This window comes from Nitratidesulfovibrio oxamicus, assembly GCF_015731765.1.
Taxonomy (GTDB): domain Bacteria; phylum Desulfobacterota; class Desulfovibrionia; order Desulfovibrionales; family Desulfovibrionaceae; genus Cupidesulfovibrio; species Cupidesulfovibrio oxamicus.
The window spans coordinates 1-18,462 of record NZ_VRYY01000807.1 but is presented as its reverse complement, the minus strand read 5'-3'; the positions used below and the strand labels follow the sequence as shown (position 1 = coordinate 18,462).

Below are 18,462 nucleotides of genomic sequence, written 5' to 3'. Positions count from 1 at the left end.
GGGGTGATTGCCATCGCCTGAAGCGACACTATCTTTCCCATAGGCGGTCACACCCGCCGGGAGGCAACCATGAACATCACCGCCACCATCCTCTCGGACAAGATCCGCGAGATTCATCCGGCGCTGGACAGGCACGGGATTGCCCTGCACGTCAGCTTCGATGACGGCAAGGACGCCTGGATCATTCGCCTGCGCAAGAACGGCAACGAGTTGTGGACACACCTCAACGCTGCCGATGCCGCCAAGTGCCTGGACGGCATCGAATGCGTGCACCTGGGCGTTCAGGTCGGCCAGTTCATCAACTATTACTGCGATGGCCCCGTGGCTGCCTGCGCGGCCTGACGGCCCGGCCAGCCGACGCCATCGGGTAGCCTGTCCATCCGAACAACGATAGTTCCCATCTGTCGCTCCACGGATAACCGCGCGCTCTCCGTTTCGCCTCCTTCTGCACTCTGCGGGTTCCCTGCACGGTCTGCTCCCGGACTCATCCTGGCCCCCTTCTGTACTCCTTCCGGGTTGTCTCTGCTATCCGCCTGCCACGCCCCAGCGCCCTTCCCTGATGCCAGTTGCACCACGCCGCGGCGCGGGGCGCTGCTGCACACTGCTCCACGCCATGAAAAAACGGCGCGCTCCCGTGGGGGAACGCGCCGTTTTGCAGATACATGCCGGAACCGCGGAAGACAGTGCCGCCGGGGCTACGCACTCTCGGCCAGCAACAGCTTTTCCAGCCCCACGCGGCGGATGCCCGGAACGTCAAGCCCGGTGCGGCGGGCCGCCTCGGCCACGGCTTCGGATACCGGGCCCGTGGCCGCCAGGTCGACCCCGCGCGAACGCGCGGTGATGGCAGCCGACTGCAGCAGTTGCATCAGGGTCAGGTCCGCCGCCGTGACGCCGGACAGATCGATGCGCACCGCGGCAAAGTTGGCCAACACGTCCAGCAGCGCCTCGCGCAGGTCGGCCCCACGTTCGATGGTCACTTCGCCGGACAGCACCAGCACGCCCTTTGCGCCGCCCAGGGGTGAAGAATCCCCGTCAGCGGCGCGCACGGTGAATCCGGCCACGGTGCGACTGGCGGCCCCGGCGGAAAGATCCAGGGCCACGCCGTCAGCAGGCCGCTCGGCCAGCACGGCATCCAGATACGAAAGGTCGGGGGCGTCGCCGCTGTCGACAAACAGATCGGCGTCAGGATCGCCATCGGCATCGGCAGCAAAGGCAGGGGAGGCAGCGAAAGCAGCCTCGTCCGCCATGCTCGCCTCAACGTCGGGATGTTCGGCTTCGGATCGCCCCGGCAAAACACCCTCCGGCCCGAATCGATCGGAAACATCGCGCGATTCCTGCTCGCCATCAACATCAGCGAACAAGTCGGCATCGGCGTCTTCAACCGCAGCGCCCATCCCCGCACCTTCCGGGGCTGCATCATCCCCCACCATGCCGCCGATCAGCGAGGCCAGGGCACGCCGCGACGGATCATCGCCCCCCTCTCCATCCCCGCCATCATCAAGGGCCAAGGCGTCCATGCCGGCGGCAAGCTCCGCCTCCAGTTCCGCCAGCCTGCGTTCCTCGGCATCGGGGTCCACCACCGTACCGGAAAACCTGCTTTCGTCGTCCGTGCCGTTGCTCATGGTATCCTCCCGCAGTTTCCGCATGGCCGTGTCGTACTGGCGCACCAGGTCGTCGATGCTGTCTGCGTCGGGGGTCTTGTGCACAGGCATCACCGCCATGACGGCGCTGCGCGCTGGTGCACGCCGCCAGCCCGTCTCGCCGCGCCGCACCCCTTCCACGTCGATGGGGTGCACTCTGGCCGATTCCACCTGAAATACCGTGTTCACAAGGTCCGGCTCCAGGATCGACGCGTACAGCACATGCAGTCCGCAACCGCGCTTTCCCGGCCCCGCGCCGTCCGGCCCGGGCACAAAGCGCGCGTCAAGCACCAGGCCGCTCTTGCGCAGGAAGGCCAGCAGCCCCAGCGGGCTCAGATCCTTGCGCAGCAGATCGTCAGAGCCGCCAAACTCCACCACGTACAAGTACAGCCCGTCGCGCCGGGCGCGCAATACGTCAATGCCGTGCAGACCGAACAGACAGTGCCCGTCGGGATCGCAGACCGGCAGCAACTCGCGCGCGGGCACCCGCAGCGACTCGGGCAGCGCCTCGTCCAGCAGGGCCACCAGGCGCAACCGCGCCCGTCCGGCGAGAGAATCATCATGATCCGGCGCGAAGGGATCGCCGGAAACGCACACCGCCGGATATTGCCCGGCACCCTCTGCGACATCGGCGACATCGGCAACTTGAACGGCCTGAGTGACAGGGGTGACTGGGCTGACTGGGGCGACTGGGGTGACTGGGGCACCACCGGCCACGTCGGGGAGAGAATCCCCGATGGGGTCGCCAGTGTCTTCTTCCGTCTCCGCCACGCCCGAAAGTGCGGCCAGCGCCCGCATGCACCCTTCCAGCGCGGATATGACAGGCGCGGAAAGCGGCAACGTTCCCTCGCGCGCCAACTCAAAGGCCGCCTCCACCAGCCGGGCCATGCGGCAGGCGCCCTCCAGCCCCAGCAGGCCCGCCGAACCGCGCAGGCCGTGCACCAGGCGCGACAGACGGCCCAGCAGTTCCGGGTCGGTCCGTTCACCCGCCACTTCCAGTTCCAGCAGGTGCACGTCGGCCTCGGCCAGCACGTTGCCCACGTCGTTACGGTATTGCTTGAGAAGTCGTTGCATTGCCTTGTGATCTGTACGCCCGACAGCGTAGCGGAAACATGATTATGCGGGCACCCGGCCCTTCGCCGGGCAGGAATGCGCCGGACAGAGCCGCGTTGCGGCTGTGCTGACGCCGCCCCCGCAGGACGACGGCGCGCCCGGCCCCGCCTGCAAGCGCCCCCCGCCGCACGGCTTTCCACTGCGTCAGTAGCAACAAAGCGCCGTTTTGTCTTCCGCCGCCACCTTGCCTTGCGCCGGGAAACGATTACATGTACCTGTCGGCCCCGCCGTACAAGGCCCGCACACGCGGCCTTGTTCGCGGCGTCGGCAGACCGACGCCCCCGGCCCCGCGGTCGTGCCCTTCCTTGCAAGGGCCGCGCCGCACGTTTTCCGGCCATCACCGGCCCCCGTCCCGACAGCCGGTACGACACAGCGCACGCCGCCCCGCGCGGCGCATCGGAGACATTCGCAATGCGCACCCTTCTCACCCTGTTTCTTCTCCTCGGAGCCCTGACGATGCCGACCGCAGCAACGGCCGCCACGCCCACAGCCCCGGCCCCACAGCTGACCCGCCTTTCCAACAGCCTGACGGTGCTCATCCAGCCGGACGAGCGTTTTCCGCTGGCCTCGCTGCGGCTTTATGTGCATGCCGGTTCCACCTACGAAACCCCGCGCGAGGCAGGCATAAGCCACGTGCTGGAGCACATGGTGTTCAAGGGCACGGAAAACCGCCCCAAGGGCGCCGTGGCCCGCGACGTGGAACGCGCGGGCGGCTACCTGAACGCCGCCACCAGTTTCGACTATACCGTGTACCTTACCGACATGCCCGCCGCGCAATGGAAGCTGGGCATGGAGGTGCTGAAGGACATGGCCTTCCACCCCACGCTGGACCCCGCCGAGCTTGAATCCGAAAAGGACGTCATCCTGGCCGAACTGCAACGCGGCGAGGACAGCCCCGACAACCGGCTGTTCCAGCACATGCAGGCCTTGACCCTGAACGGCACGCCCTACGCATCGCCCATCATCGGCCTGCGCGAGACCATCAGGTCGTTCACGGCGGACGACATCCGCGACTACATCCGCAGACACTACCAGCCGCAGTCCATGCTGCTGGCCGTGGTGGGCAACGTGAGCCCCGCCGAGGCCCTGGCCGAGGCGCAGCGCCTGTTCGGCGACCTGAAGAACGACGCCACCGTCACCCCGCCCGCGCCCATCGACGCGGAAAAACTGCTGGCCCAGCCGCTGACCCTTATCGACGGCGGAAAGGCCGACGGCGGCAAGGCTGCCGTGCCCGCATCGGCCAAATCCGAAAAGGCCGCCAAGCCCGCCAAAACGGAAAAGGCGGCCAAGCCTGCCGCTGTCGCCGCACCTGCATCGCCGGCGCCCACGGTCAAGATCGAACCCGGCCCGTGGAACAAGGTGTATCTGGGCATTTCCTTCCCGGCGCCCGGCTTCGGCGACGTGCAGTCGCCGCAGCTTGACGTGCTGGCCCACCTGCTGGGCGGCGACCGCACCTCGCTGCTGTACCGCACCTACAAGTACGAGAAGCAGTTGGTGGATTCCATATCCATATCCAACTACAGCTTCGAACGCGTGGGCATGCTGTACCTGACGGCGGAACTGGACGCCGACAAGCTGGACGCCTTCTGGACCGCCCTGACGGCGGACCTGGCCTCGCTGTCCGCCAGCCGCTTCACGGCGGAAGACATCGAGCGCGCCAAGCTGAACCTCGAGGACGACATGTTCCGGGCCAAGGAAACCCTGCCCGGCCTTGCCTCCAAGCTTGGCTATTTCCAGTTCTTCACCGGTCTGCAGGGTGAAACCAACTACCTGCGCGGCCTGCACGACGTCACCCCCTCCACCCTGCAAGACCTGATCACCCGCTGGCTGCGGCCTGAACGGCTTTCCGTGGTGGCCTTGACGCCGGAAAAATCGCAGACGCCCGACCTTGCCGCCACGCTGGCCAAGGCCTGGCCCGCCCCGGCCCGCGCCGGGTCCGACGCCGCATCCGCAGCCGTGGCCGACAAGACCGAGGTCATCGACCTTGGCAAGGGCCGCACGCTCATCCTCATGCCCGACGCCACCCTGCCCTACACGGCGGTGGACATGGTGTTCAGCGGCGGCAACGCGCTGCTGCCCGCAGACAGGCAGGGGCTGGCGTCACTGGCCGCCAGCGCGCTGGTGAAGGGCACCCTGCCCACGCCGCAGTCCGCCGGGGCGAAAGCCGCTGGCATCGCGGACGGGCTGGACGCCCCGTCCATGGAGGCCTACCAGTCCGACCGCGCCGCCAGCCTTGGCGCGTCCGCCGGACGGCAGACCTTCAGCCTGGGCCTGCGCCAGCCTTCGCGCTTCAACGACGACATGTTCGCCCTGCTGGGGCAGGTGCTGACCGCGCCCGCCTTTGCCGACGCGGAAGTGGCGCGCGAACGGGTGAACCAGGTGGCCGCCATCAAGGCGCGCGAGGACCAGCCCATGGGCCTGGCCTTCCGCCATCTGACGCCCTTCCTGTTCCCCGGTCATACCTACGGCTACTACCATCTGGGCATGCCCGAGGCGGTGCAGCAGTTCGGCGTGGCCGACGTGCGCGGCTTCTGGGCGCAGCAGGTGCGCCAGCCGTGGGTGATGGCCGTGTGCGGCCAGTACGACCGCGAGGCGGTCATCCGCCACGCCAGGGAACTGCCCGCGCCCGACGCCAAGCCCGCCACCCTGTCCGCGCCCGGCTGGAACAAGGACAAGGGGCTGGACCTGCACCTGCCGGGCCGCAACCAGGCCCACCTGATGCTGGTGTTCCCCACCGCGCCGCTGAAAAGCGACGACACCCCCGGCCTTGAGCTGATGCAGGCCATCCTGTCCGGCCAAAGCGGCCTGCTGTTCCGCGACCTGCGCGACGAGCAGGGCCTTGGCTACACCGTCACCGCCATGAACTGGCAGTCGGAAAAGGCCGGGTTCATGATCTTCTACATCGGCACCGAGCCGGGCAAGCTGGAACAGGCCACGCAGGGCTTCAAGGACGTCATCGCCCGCCTGCACGCCGACCGCCTGCCCGACGACGAACTGCGGCGCGGCAAGAACCAGCTGGAAGGCGACTACTACCGCGAACACCAGCGCCTTGGCAGCCGCAGCTCCGAGGCGGCGGTGCTGACATCGCAGGGGTACCCGCTGGCCTTCAACAAGCAGGTGGTGGACAAGGCGGCCAAGCTGGACGCCGAGGCCCTGCGCGCGCTGGCCCGCAAGTACCTGAAGGTTGAGGGGGCGTACACCGTGCGGGTGTTGCCGTAGCCTGTATCGCGCAGGGGTCCTTTTGCCCTCTGCCTTCGTCAGAATGCATTTTTATTCCGGTCGAGTACCACAAAAGTACGCTCCCTCCATAAAAAAGCATTCTTCCTCGGCAGAGAACAAAAATCCTCCCTACGCAAGGCTGCGCGAGGCATGAAACACCCTTAGCAAAATGCCGTTCCCGCGCCGGGGCATCCGCCTGGATGTCCCGGCGCTTTCGTATCCGCTGGGGGCCGCGGCGTACCCGCATATTACCGTCCCCACCAAGTCCCGTGCCCGCACCCAACGCTTTCCCTTTATCCGCGCTGCCTGTACAACGACACGACACACTCACCGGAGCATCCCATGGAATTCGCGACCCTGGCCGCCATGAGCACCTACGCCGTCGCCATGAGCGTCACCCCCGGCCCCAACAACACCATGGTCATGTCGTCGGGCCTCACCTTCGGCTTCTGGCGCACCATGCCCCACCTGCTGGGCATCTCGCTGGGCTTTCCGCTGATGATCATTTCCGTGGGCCTCGGCATGGACCGCATTTTCGCCGCCGTGCCGCAACTGCACGACTGGCTGCGCTGGGTGGGGTCCGCCTATCTGCTGTGGCTGTCGTGGCGCATCGCCACCGCCGCGCCGCCCACGCCGGGCGAGGCCGCGAAAGGCCGCAACGCCGCGCGCCCCATGACCTTCATCGAAGGGGCGCTGTTCCAGTGGGTGAACCCCAAGGCGTGGCTGGCCGCCGTGGCCGGGGTGACCACTTACGTTTCCGGGCATGGCGGGTCGGAATCGCCCCTTGCCGCCAACGTGCTTGGCCTGCACGGCGTATCCCCTGAACTGCTGGCGCTTACGGCAGTGTTCGCGGTGATGGCCTTCCCGTCCGTGGCCATCTGGTGCGCGGGCGGCACGGCCCTGCGCGGGCTGCTGCATTCGCCGGTGGTGGTGCGCCGGTGCAACGCGGTGATGGGCGCGCTGCTGGCGATTTCTGTATTTTCCTTGTTCTAAGCCACGGCTGACGGGCGGAAGTTGCCGAGCAGGTTCCGCCCGCCGCATCCCCCGGCTGCGCCTGACACGTGCCCCGGCAGATCTTGGCCACTTGCCGATGCGAGCCGGTCCGTGCAGACCGAGCATGCATCGTCTCGTGCGCATTCCGCCATCCGTCATGTCCGCCGCCCCCCGCTGGCCCCCATCCCCGCGCGCCCTTTCCAAACAGCGCAAAAGACGCTATGAAGCCCCGGCGGCCACGCCGCCCCCCAACCCGCGCCCCGCGCCGCATATGGCGCGCGCGCCATCATCGCAATTTCCGGAGACAGACATGGCTCTCAGCATAGGCATCGTCGGGCTGCCCAACGTGGGCAAGTCCACCCTGTTCAACGCGCTGACCAAGGCCCAGAACGCCGAGGCGGCCAACTACCCCTTCTGCACCATTGAACCCAACAAGGCCACGGTGGCCGTGCCCGATGCACGCATCGACAAGCTGACCGAAATGGCCAAGCCGCAGAAGACCATCAGCGCCACGGTGGACTTCATCGACATTGCCGGGCTGGTGCGCGGGGCCAGCAAGGGCGAAGGGCTGGGCAACCAGTTTCTGGCCAACATCCGCGAATGCGCCGCCATTCTTGAAGTGGTGCGCTGCTTCGACGACGAGAACATCACCCACGTGGACGGTGCCATCGACCCCATCCGCGACATAGAGACCATAGAGACCGAACTGCTGCTGGCCGACATCCAGTCCGCCGAAAAGCGGTACGAGCGCCTGTCCAAGTCGTCCAAGTTCGACAAGGAAGCCAAGGCCGCGGCTGACGAACTGGGCAGCCTGCTGGAACACATGAACGCGGGCAACCCGGCTTCCACCTTTGAAGGCAAGGACAACGACCTGTTCAAGCAGGCCATGCGCGAAATGGGCCTGATCACCGCCAAGAAGGTCATCTACTGCGCCAACGTGGACGAGGCCAACCTGGACGGCACCAACGACCACGTGCGCCGCGTGCGCGAACTGGCCGAGCAGCGCGGCTGCGACATGGTGGTCATCTGCGCCAAGATCGAGGAAGAGCTTCAGGGCCTTTCCGACGAGGAACAGGCCGAGATGCTGGCATCCTACGGCATCAAGGAAAGCGGCCTCGTCAGCATCATCCGCACCGGCTACCACACGCTGGGCCTGGCCAGCTACTTTACCGTGGGCGAAAAGGAAGTGCGCGCCTGGACCATCCAGCAGGGCTGGAAGGCCCCGGCCTGCGCGGGCGTGATCCACACCGACTTCGAACGCGGCTTCATCCGGGCCGAGGTTATCGGCTACGACGACTACGTGAAGCACGGCACCGAAGCGGCCTGCCGTTCCGCCGGGGTGCTGCGCGTGGAAGGCAAGGAATACGTGATGAAGGACGGCGACGTGGTACACTTCCTGTTCAACGTGTAGAACTGGCACGCCAAGAAACAAAAGCCCCGGGGGGTCCGCAAGGATCCCCCGGGGCTTTTGCTTTTCGAAGGAAAAACAATCCCTTTAGCCTTGGCCCGCTCACAGAAAACGTGCCGCCACAAGCGCATCGGGGATGCTTGCAACCGATAAAAACATTAATTTACAGATAGATACAAGGCGTAAAGAAAAAATCACGACAACATCTAGACACCAACAAAAAAGTAACTAATTACCTCAGAATGAGCAAGCAACCCTCTCACATGCAAGGCTAACACATTGGAAACCCCAAAATCATCTTTTCAAATATTGTCACTCGATGGTGGTGGAATAAAAGGATTATTCTCAGCAGCACTGCTAGCACATATCGAGAAAGACTTTAATATCAAAATTTGTGATCACTTCGACCTTATTACAGGAACTTCTACGGGTGGCATTATTGCACTCGGACTTGGGAAAGGCTTAGCACCTAAAGAGATCGTCGAATTCTACGTCCAAGAAGGTCCAAAAATATTTCCGCAAGCATTTTGGAGGCATTTGACGCATTACGTCACAACCAAATTTCGAGGAGACCAACTTGAAAAAAGTCTCCAGTCATGTCTGGGGAACTCCCTATTAGGGGACAGCACTAAACGACTTGTTATCCCTTCGTACAGCACCAGCGAAGACGATATCTATCTATTCAAAACGCCACACCACCCACGACTTAGACGCGACTGGAAAGTGCCGATGTGGCAAGTTGCCATGGCAACCACAGCCGCTCCAACTTATTTCCCTTCCTTCAACAAAATTGAACATGCTCGGTTAATCGACGGGGGGGTTTGGGCAAATAATCCATCCATGGTCGGAATAATTGAGGCGCAAAGCCTATTAAACGCCCCTCTCAGCACTTTAAAAATTTTCAATATTGGCACAACCGATCCAATCAAAGGTCGATCACCCAAACTCGACTCAGGAGGAAAGTGGCATTGGAAAAGCGAAGCATCTGATGTCATTCTAAAAGGGCAAAGCAAGGGCGCTTACACACAAGCGTCCCTGCTACTCGGAACAGATAACGTAATTCGCCTTGACCCGCCTGTTCCAGATGGGTTGTTCGGGCTCGATAAAATATCTGTCGCCGAACTAATGGGAAAAGCTGCTCATTTCAGTCGCCAGATTAGCCCCGTAATTGAAAAAACATTTCTAGCCCACAAAGCTGCACCATATACGCCCGAATATGGCTCCAAGGAATAACACCATGACTGACGCGTCAAATTACTCGTTATTGCTCGATGAAATTGCCGCGGAGCTCGACATTCCGCCCAGCAAATATGCGCAAGCCGTCCAACGCTACACATCAGTTGGTGAATGGCTTTGCGGAGACGACAACAGCGACTGCATGGACGATCCAGATGTTTATCCGCAAGGATCATTTAGGTTAGGCACTATTGTTCGCCCGCTAAAAGATGGCAAAGAGTCTGATTACGATATTGATTTAGTATTTGAGATAAAAAAAGAAAAATACGCAACGACGTCTAAAGAAATAAAAGAACGCGTTGGAACGCGCCTCAATAACCACGGAACCTACAGAAGGCTACTCAAACCGGAAGGACGTCGCTGCTGGACACTTGAATACTCGGAAACTGATGACGTTGGTTTTCACCTCGACATTCTTCCAGCAATCCCCAAGACACCCCGCACTGGTGCTATCCACATCACGCATAGGTCTGGCAATGGAACCTACGAATGGTCCACAAGCAACCCCAAGGGATATGCGCAATGGTTTGAAGCAAAAAACATTACAGCGTTTATCACCTTGGAGAAAACACAAAAAAACATGCTCTTTGAAAGCAACAGAGAGCTATTCTCTAGCGTTGACGATGTGCCTAACCAACTCATAAAAACCCCACTACAAAGGACTATCCAGATATTAAAAAGGCATCGAGATCAAAGGTTCGCGAACCACCCGTCGCACTCTTCAAAGCCGATATCAATGATCATAACCACCCTAGCAGCACAACTCTATTCTAATGAAACCACGACATTCGAAGCTTTAAAAAACATTGTGTTCAAACTTGACGCGCATGCCAACCTACAACAGCATGACTTCATATTGGAAAAAAGCTTAGCAGACCAAAAACTCATCCTAAGAACCCCCGACGACAAGTGGATTATACCAAACCCTGTCGCCCCTGAAGAGAATTTTGCAGATCGATGGCATGAAAACAACCATGAAAGAGCCAAAATGTTTTTCCAGTGGGTAAAATGGGTTCGTGAGGACCTCGTGGACATTTTGGCCAAACGATCAGTCGCACAATTAACCGAATCCATCGAACCATTTTTCGGCGAGCGAGCTGTAAAAATGGCCAGCTCACGGCTCCCCTTCCTCACGGCGCCAGGAATTATCACGCTGATACCAACAAACACCCCGCACATTGAAATCACCAACCCACCAAAACCATGGTCCAAATAGGGGGAGGCCAACTTGAAAGAAATAGTTGAAAGACACTTCCAAGAACTAGTCTCGGAATTTAAATACCTCTCTCTGGTCCATGAGGAGCCAGAAATATTCTCAATTCAAGGAAACATCGAATTTACAAGCAGTTACAGTGAAGAAATCATTCACGACTCTTACAACATTACAATCTTTATACCAAGCGACTACCCCAACTCACCACCCTGCGCCCAAGAAACGGGCGGAAGAATACACCCAAGCTTCCACACCCATAACGAAGGCACCCTCTGCCTTGCTTCAAATATAGAGACCGTCCGCATATTTGATGAAAATCGTACCCTTATGCACTTTGTCAAAGCACTTCTTATCCCATACCTACACCAACACTCATACTATGAAAAATACGGGAAAATGCCTTTTGGAGAACTTTCGCATGGAGCCAAGGGGATTGTTGAATACTACGGAGAATACTTCAACACTAGCAATCCCATCATTACGCTATTATTACTAAAAATAATAGCTGAGGACAACTACAGAGGCCACTCTATTTGCCCATGTGGGAGCGGAAAAAAAATCCGAATCTGCCATGGAGAAAAACTCCTAGCTCTAAAGAAATTAAAGCCAAATTCTTTTTTCGTTTACGAGTATGCGGAGTGCGTTTTTGATGGGCTTGAATCAGACAGCATACCAACAGAGCTCAAAAGCAATTATATATATAAAAAAATAAGCAACAAGAACGTATGGCAGCATAGGAGCACCACACACAGTCCTACAAAATAATATAATCTTTGCACTACATTATATCATACTGAGACCACCACTGACTTCTAGGATAACTTTCCACTACTGACGTCAAGCCCCTTCCCTCATTAGAACTCCCCCCACCCTTGCACTCGCCCTGCCCCGACGGTATACAAAATCTCCAAACACTTCGGCACACTTCGCGCCGTCAGGACAGGAGCACGCCATGGCAACGCATCCGCAGGCCGGGCAGCGGCCCGAAGCTTCGCAACTGGTGGATATTCCGGCGCTGGTCGCCGCCTACTATACCGAGCACCCGGATACCACCGCGCCCGAGCGGCGCGTGTCCTTTGGCACCTCCGGCCACCGGGGCGGCGCGCTGACCGGCAGCTTCAACGAGGAACACATCCTCGCCGTCACCCAGGCGGTGTGCGAATACCGCGCGCAGGCAGGCATAACCGGCCCGCTGTTCCTCGGCATGGACACCCACGCCCTGTCGGAACCCGCCCACCGCACCGCACTGGAAGTGTTGGCCGCCAACGGCGTGTCCACGGTCATCCAGCAGGGCGGCGGCTACACCCCCACCCCGGTCATCTCGCACGCCATCCTCACCTGGAACGCGGGCCGCGCGCAGGGTCTTGGTGATGGCATCGTCATTACCCCCTCCCACAACCCCCCGGAAGACGGCGGCTTCAAGTACAATCCGCCCCACGGCGGCCCGGCAGACACAGATGCCACCAAGTGGATTCAGCGCCGCGCCAACGAACTTCTGGATGACGGCAACCGCGCCGTGCGCCGCATGCACCTGCGCAATGCGCTGTCCGCCCCGTGCGTGAGCCAGCGCGACTTCGTGCGCGGCTACGTGGCCGACCTTGCCTCCGTGGTGGACATGCCCGCCATCAAGGCCGCCGGGCTGAAGCTGGGCGCAGACCCGCTGGGCGGCTCGTCGCTGGCCTACTGGCACCCCATTGCCGAAGCCTACGGCCTCGACATCACCGTGGTGAACGACGCGGTGGACCCCACCTTCCGGTTCATGCCGCTGGACAAGGACGGCAAGATCCGCATGGACTGCTCGTCCCCGTGGGCCATGGCCGGGCTGATCAATCTCCGCGACAAGTTCGACGTGGCCTTCGGCAACGACGCCGACGCGGACCGCCACGGCATCGTCACAGCATCGGGCCTGATGAACCCCAACCACTACCTGGCCGTGGCGGTGTGGTACCTGTTCCGCCACCGCCCGCAGTGGTCGCCGCAGTGCGCCGTGGGCAAGACGCTGGTCACCAGTTCCATGGTGGACCGGGTGGCCGCATCGCTGGGCCGCAAGGTGGTGGAGGTGCCCGTGGGCTTCAAGTGGTTCGTGCAGCCGCTGCTGGAAGGCAGTTGCGGCTTCGGGGGGGAGGAAAGCGCCGGGGCGTCCTTCCTGCGGCGCGACGGCACGGTGTGGACCACCGACAAGGACGGCCTGCTGCTGAACCTGCTGGCGGCGGAAATCATGGCCGTGGAAGGCCGCGATCCGGCGGAACTGTACGCCAAGCTCACGGAACAGTTCGGCGCGCCGCTGTACGAACGCCTGCAATCGCCCGCCGGGGCGGAACGCCGGGCCGTGCTGGCCAACCTTTCGCCCGATGTGCTGACCGCCACCGAACTTGCGGGCGCGCCCATCACCGCCATGCTGACCAAGGCCCCCGGCAACGGCGCGTCAATCGGAGGCCTGAAAGTCATCACCGACGACGGCTGGTTTGCCGCGCGCCCCTCCGGCACAGAGGACATGTACAAGATCTACACGGAAAGCTTCAAGGGTTCCGACCACCTGAAGCGCATCCAGCAGGAAGCCGTGGACATCGTGGACCGGGCCTTTGCGGCTGCCGGGGTATAGGCGGCAGACGGCACTATAACGTCGCCTTATAGAAAGACGCGCGGGGCGTTAACGCTCATTGACCGCGCCATCGCACACGGCTATGTTCGTCAGCAATTCCGGGGGGCGAACGCGTAGCGCGCCAGCCCAAGGACAAGACGGACCGCACCGTGTTTACCGGGCATCCATCAGGCCGCCGCCCCACGCAGGCGCGGCGGCGAAACCACGGCGCACCACGCGCGCAGGCAGAAGGACGTTCCGATGAAATTCCTGGTCGTTGACGACGACTTCGACAGCCGCAGACTGGTCCAGAAAATCCTTCACCCCTACGGGTATGTCGACATCGCCACCGACGGCGAGGAAGGCGTGCAGGCCTTCGCTTCCGCCCTCAAGGACGGCGAACCCTACGACGTGGTCACCCTCGACATCCTCATGCCCAACGCCGACGGGCAGCAGGCCCTGCGCGAAATCCGCGAAATCGAAAAAGAAGAGGGCGTAGCCCCCGAAAAGGCCGTGAAGGTCATCATGATCTCCGGCCTGGACGATTCGCAGGAAGTGCACGACGCCTTCTTTCTGGGCGATGCCGTCAGCTTCATCGTAAAGCCCATCCGCCGCCAGCTGCTGCTGGACGAAATCGAAAAGCTCGGCGTGCATCTGGAAAAGACCGAAAAGTAGGCACGCCTACTTCCCCTTTTCAATGTGTCGCGCACTTGCGGGTCGCGCCGTGTCCGGCTATTACCGGTGCACCGGCGCGCTCGCCGTGTTCCCGGTGCGTCCGGCGTGTACCTTGTTACCGCAGCAAGGGCCACGCCGCATCAGCCGTATCACCTGCATCGGGGCAGGCCGCGCCACCGTACCGGGGCAGACCGCGCCCCACATTGTTCGCGACAGCGCCACACACACCGCAGCCGGGCCGTGACCGCCGTGCCCGCGCCGCGCATTCCACTCACCCCCACTGGCCCCCACCACAGGCCGACCCCTTCCAGGAGGCAACACATGTCCATTCCCGCCGACCTGCTCTACACCGATACCCACGAATGGGTGCGCATCGAAGGTGACGAGGCCGTCATCGGCATCACCCAGTTTGCCCAGGAACAGCTGGGCGACCTGACCTTCGTCGACCTGCCCGCCGTGGGCGACACCCTGGCCACCGGCCAGGAAATGGGTTCGGTGGAATCGGTGAAGGCCGCCAGCGAACTGTACTCGCCCCTTGCCGGCACCGTCAGCGCCGTCAACGACGCCCTGTCCGGCGCGCCGGAACTGGTGAACCAGTCGCCCTACACCGACGGCTGGATGGTACGCGTGAAGCTTTCCGCCACGCCCGAAGGCCTGCTCTCCGCCGCCGACTACGAAGCCGTCGTCGCGCGCGAAGCCCACTAGCGGCAAGGAGCAACCCATGCCGTTCATCCCGCACTCCCCAGAGGAGGTCCGGGAAATGCTCTCCGTCATCGGCGTGCAGAGCATCGAGGACCTTTTCGTCGATATTCCGGCAGAGATGCGCCCGCGCAGCTTCGAGCTGCCCCAGGGCCTCAGCGAAATGCAGGTGCTGGCCAAGATGGAAGAAATGGCCGCCCGCAACCGCACCGACGTGGTCAGCTTTCTGGGCGGCGGTTTCTACAGCCACCACATCCCCGCTGCCGTCGATGCGCTGGTCTCGCGCGGTGAATTCTACACCGCCTACACCCCCTACCAGCCGGAAGCCTCGCAGGGCACCCTGCAGGCCATCTTCGAGTACCAGACGGCGGTGTGCCGCCTGCTGGACATGGATTGCGCCAATGCCTCCGTATATGATGGAGGCTCGGCCATTTTCGAAGCCATGATGATGGCCGTGCGCGCCACCAAGCGCCGCAAGCTGGTCATCGACGAGGCCGTCAGCCCCATCTGGCGCACCATGCTGGCCTCGTACACGTCCAACCTTTCGCTCGATCTGGTCACCGTGCCGCAGGTGGACGGCAAGTCGGACATGGCCGCCCTGAAGGCCGCCGTGGATACCGGCTGCGCCGCAGTGGTGGTGCAAAACCCCAACTTCTTCGGGGTGGTGGAAGACTTCACCGACCTGTTCGCGCACGCCAAGAGCCAGAAGGCCGCCTCGGTCATTTCGGTGTACCCGGTCATGCAGTCGGTGCTGAAAACGCCCGGTGAAATGGGCGCGGACATCGCCGTGGCCGAAGGCCAGTCGCTGGGCCAGCCGCTAAGCTTCGGCGGGCCGTACCTCGGCATCATGACCTGCACCAAGGACATGGTGCGCCAGATGCCGGGCCGCATCGTGGGCCGCACCAACGACATCGAAGGCCGCACCGGCTACGTGCTGACGCTGCAGGCGCGCGAACAGCACATCCGCCGTGCCAAAGCCACGTCCAACATCTGCTCCAACCAGGCCCTGTGCGCCCTGCGCACGCTGGTGCACCTGTGCCTGCTGGGACCGGAAGGCCTGATCCGCACGGCGGAACTATCCATGGAACGCGCCCGCTACGCCATGGAACGGCTTACCGCTATCGCCGGGGTGCGCCCGCTGAACACCGCCCCCTTCGGCAACGAATTCGCCGTGCGGCTGCCCATTCCCGCCTTCGAGGCGGTGGACAGGCTTACCGCGCGCGGCTACGTGCCCGGCTTTCCCGTGGGGCGCTACTACGCAGGCATGGACGACGTGCTGCTGGTGGCCTGCACCGAAAAGAACAGCTTCGAACAGGTCGGCATTCTGGCCGAAATGCTGGGAGGTATCCTGTGAAGACCGCCTTCGCCGCATCCGTCCCAGGCCGCACCGCCTGCCTGCCCGCACAGCCCAAGAAGCACGCGGCGGACATGTTGCCCGCAAACCTGCTGCGCGCCAAACGCCCCGCCCTGCCGGAACTCGGCGAGCTGGACGTGGTGCGTCACTTCACGCGGCTGTCGCGCCTGAACTTCGGGGTGGATTCCAATTTCTACCCCCTCGGCTCGTGCACCATGAAGTACAACCCCAAGTTCACCGAACAGGTGGCCGCCCTGCCCGGCTTTACCCGGCTGCACCCGCTGATGGCCCAGTTGAAGGGCGCGGGCCAGTACACCCAGGGCGCCCTTGAGGTGATGTGGGAAACAGAGCGCCTGCTGTGCGAAATCACCGGCATGCGCGCGTTCACCCTGCACCCCATGGCGGGCGCGCACGGCGAGCTTACCGGGGCCATGCTCATCGCCGCCTACCACAAGGACAAGGGCAACCGTAAGACCAAGGTCATCTGCCCCGATTCCGCCCACGGCACCAACCCCGCATCCGCCGCACTGGCAGGCTACGAGGTGGTGAACATCGAATCCAAGGACGGCATGGTCGACCCGGACGCGCTGGAAGCCGCCCTGGACGACGACGTGGCCGCCCTGATGATGACCTGCCCCAACACCCTGGGGCTGTTCGAAAACCACCTGCCGCGCATCGTCGAAAAGCTGCGCGCGGTGGACGCCCTGCTGTACTACGACGGCGCCAACCTGAACGCCATTCTCGGCAAGATGCGCGTGGGCGACGTGGGCTTCGACGTGGTGCACCTGAACCTGCACAAGACCTTCGCCACCCCGCACGGCGGCGGCGGCCCCGGTGCCGGTCCGGTGGGCGTCAGCGAACGGCTGGTGCCGTACCTGCCCATATCGCGGGTGGAAAAGCTGCACGATGGCCGCTACTACCTGAACTACGACCATCCGAAGTCCATCGGCTTCATGGCCCCGTTCTACGGCAACTTCGGCGTGCTGCTCAAAGCCTATGCCTACATCCTGCGCCTGGGCGGCGAAGGGCTGGAACGCGTTTCGGAATACGCGGTGCTCAACGCCAACTATCTGCGCAAGCGGCTGGAAAAGGTGCTGGAAATCCCCCACGACCGCATCTGCATGCACGAGTTCGTGGCGTCGGCCTGCAACCACGCCGAATGCGGCATCCGCGCGCTGGACGTGGCCAAGGCCCTGCTGGACAAGGGCTACCACGCCCCCACCATCTACTTCCCGCTCATCGTCAAGGAATGCATGATGTTCGAGCCCACGGAAACCGAGAGCAGGCAGACGCTCGACGAATTCGCGGACGACCTCATCGCCATTCTGGAATCGGCGGCGCAGAATCCCGACGCCCTGCACGCGGCCCCGGTGACCACGCCGGTGCGCAGGCTGGACGAGACGGCTGCGGCCCGCAACATGGTGCTGACGGATGACGCCTAGCACCCGCTACGACATGATCATACTCGGAGGAGGGCCCGGCGGAAGCCGGGCCGCCTTCGATGCGGCGGCGCGCGGGCTTTCCGTGGCGCTGGTGGACCGCGACGGACTGGGCGGCACCTGCCTGAACCGGGGGTGCATCCCCACCAAGCTGCTGCTGGGGGCCACCGCCGCCCAGCCGCTGCTGGAAGCGCAAAAGAAGCTGAAGGGCGCCGAAGGGCACATCACCTTCGACCTGCCCGCCCTGCAACAGCGCAAGGACCGCTACGTCAAGGGCACCCGTCAGGCCTTGGAAAAACGTATGAAGGCGGCGGGCATCGCCGTGTACGCGGGCGAAGGCCGGATGGTCGCCGCGCCGCAAACCGGTGCGGACGGCGAACTGGCCGTCATCGCCGCGCAGGCCGACGGCACCACGCAGGAAACCCGTCTCGGCTGGGGTACCCTGATCGTGGCCACCGGCTCCACCCCGGCCAGCTTTCCCGGCCTTGCCGCCGACGGTGCGGCGGTGCTCGACTCCACCGCGCTGCTTGATGTGACCGAAGCCCCCGAAAGCCTGATCGTGGTTGGCGGCGGCGCCATAGGCCTGGAAATGGCCGACTTCTTCTCTCGCCTTGGCTCGCGCATCACCATCGTGGAAGGCATGGGCCGCCTGGCCCCCACCGAGGACGCGGAAGTGGGCGACACCCTGCGCAAGGTCTATGCGCGCGAGGGGTGGGCCATCCACACCGGGCGCAAGGTGGCCTCGCTGGCCACTGTTGATGGGCACGCCGTGCTGCGCTTCGAGGACGGCGAGGAACTGACCGCCAGCAAGGCCTTGCTGGCCGTGGGGCGCCGCCCCGCGTCCGTCGGCATCGGGCTGGAGGCGCTGGGCGCAACCCTGCGCGGCCCTGGC

The 18,462-nt window shown here is 62.8% G+C and carries 14 protein-coding genes; 13 read left to right on the top strand and 1 reads right to left on the bottom strand.

The window, feature by feature from the left end:
• Positions 1–69 precede the first annotated feature (69 nt).
• On the top strand, positions 70–342 hold the full coding sequence (locus FVW20_RS18875; RefSeq protein WP_196610774.1) for a hypothetical protein: 273 nt from the start codon (positions 70–72) through the stop codon (positions 340–342).
• Positions 343–695: 353 nt separating this feature from the next.
• Here the strand turns inward: FVW20_RS18875 and FVW20_RS18870 are convergent, their stop codons facing one another.
• Positions 696–2,714, bottom strand: a complete 2,019-nt coding sequence (locus FVW20_RS18870; protein ID WP_196610773.1) for an STAS domain-containing protein — start codon at positions 2,712–2,714, stop codon at positions 696–698.
• Between the two features lie 495 nt (positions 2,715–3,209).
• On the opposite strand from FVW20_RS18870, the gene FVW20_RS18865 reads away from it, so the two are divergent.
• The 12 genes from FVW20_RS18865 to FVW20_RS18810 all read left to right on the top strand — a co-directional run.
• Positions 3,210–5,972: a M16 family metallopeptidase gene (locus tag FVW20_RS18865; protein WP_231039262.1), complete on the top strand. Its 2,763-nt coding sequence runs from the start codon at positions 3,210–3,212 to the stop codon at positions 5,970–5,972.
• A 342-nt stretch (positions 5,973–6,314) separates the two neighbouring features.
• A complete protein-coding gene (locus FVW20_RS18860; protein WP_196610771.1) occupies positions 6,315–6,965 on the top strand; it encodes a LysE family translocator in 651 nt (216 codons plus the stop codon).
• 310 nt (positions 6,966–7,275) lie between these two features.
• Entirely contained in the window at positions 7,276–8,376 is a 1,101-nt protein-coding gene (ychF, locus tag FVW20_RS18855) for a redox-regulated ATPase YchF (RefSeq protein ID WP_196610770.1), read from the top strand.
• Positions 8,377–8,652: 276 nt separating this feature from the next.
• Positions 8,653–9,606 (top strand): CBASS cGAMP-activated phospholipase, encoded by a 954-nt coding sequence (locus tag FVW20_RS18850; protein ID WP_196610769.1) that lies wholly within the window; start codon positions 8,653–8,655, stop codon positions 9,604–9,606.
• 4 nt (positions 9,607–9,610) lie between these two features.
• The gene (locus FVW20_RS18845; protein WP_196610768.1) at positions 9,611–10,825 is read left to right on the top strand and encodes a nucleotidyltransferase domain-containing protein; all 1,215 of its coding nucleotides are present in this window, start codon (positions 9,611–9,613) and stop codon (positions 10,823–10,825) included.
• Positions 10,826–10,837: 12 nt separating this feature from the next.
• Positions 10,838–11,587, top strand: coding sequence for an SEC-C domain-containing protein (locus FVW20_RS18840; RefSeq protein ID WP_196610767.1), 750 nt, complete (start codon positions 10,838–10,840; stop codon positions 11,585–11,587).
• Positions 11,588–11,774: 187 nt separating this feature from the next.
• Entirely contained in the window at positions 11,775–13,424 is a 1,650-nt protein-coding gene (gene pgm, locus FVW20_RS18835) for a phosphoglucomutase (alpha-D-glucose-1,6-bisphosphate-dependent) (RefSeq protein WP_196610766.1), read from the top strand.
• Positions 13,425–13,664: 240 nt separating this feature from the next.
• Complete coding sequence (locus FVW20_RS18830; RefSeq protein ID WP_012611379.1) at positions 13,665–14,078, top strand: response regulator; 414 nt, start codon at positions 13,665–13,667, stop codon at positions 14,076–14,078.
• Positions 14,079–14,399: 321 nt separating this feature from the next.
• A complete protein-coding gene (gcvH, locus tag FVW20_RS18825; RefSeq protein ID WP_012611378.1) occupies positions 14,400–14,783 on the top strand; it encodes a glycine cleavage system protein GcvH in 384 nt (127 codons plus the stop codon).
• Between the two features lie 16 nt (positions 14,784–14,799).
• Positions 14,800–16,131 (top strand): aminomethyl-transferring glycine dehydrogenase subunit GcvPA, encoded by a 1,332-nt coding sequence (gene gcvPA / locus FVW20_RS18820; protein WP_196610765.1) that lies wholly within the window; start codon positions 14,800–14,802, stop codon positions 16,129–16,131.
• Positions 16,128–17,573 (top strand): aminomethyl-transferring glycine dehydrogenase subunit GcvPB, encoded by a 1,446-nt coding sequence (gene gcvPB / locus FVW20_RS18815; protein WP_196610764.1) that lies wholly within the window; start codon positions 16,128–16,130, stop codon positions 17,571–17,573. Before gcvPA ends, gcvPB begins: the two co-directional genes overlap by 4 nt.
• Positions 17,563–18,462: FAD-dependent oxidoreductase (locus tag FVW20_RS18810; protein ID WP_196610763.1), on the top strand; the 900-nt coding region annotated here is incomplete at its 3' end. The genes gcvPB and FVW20_RS18810, both read left to right, overlap by 11 nt.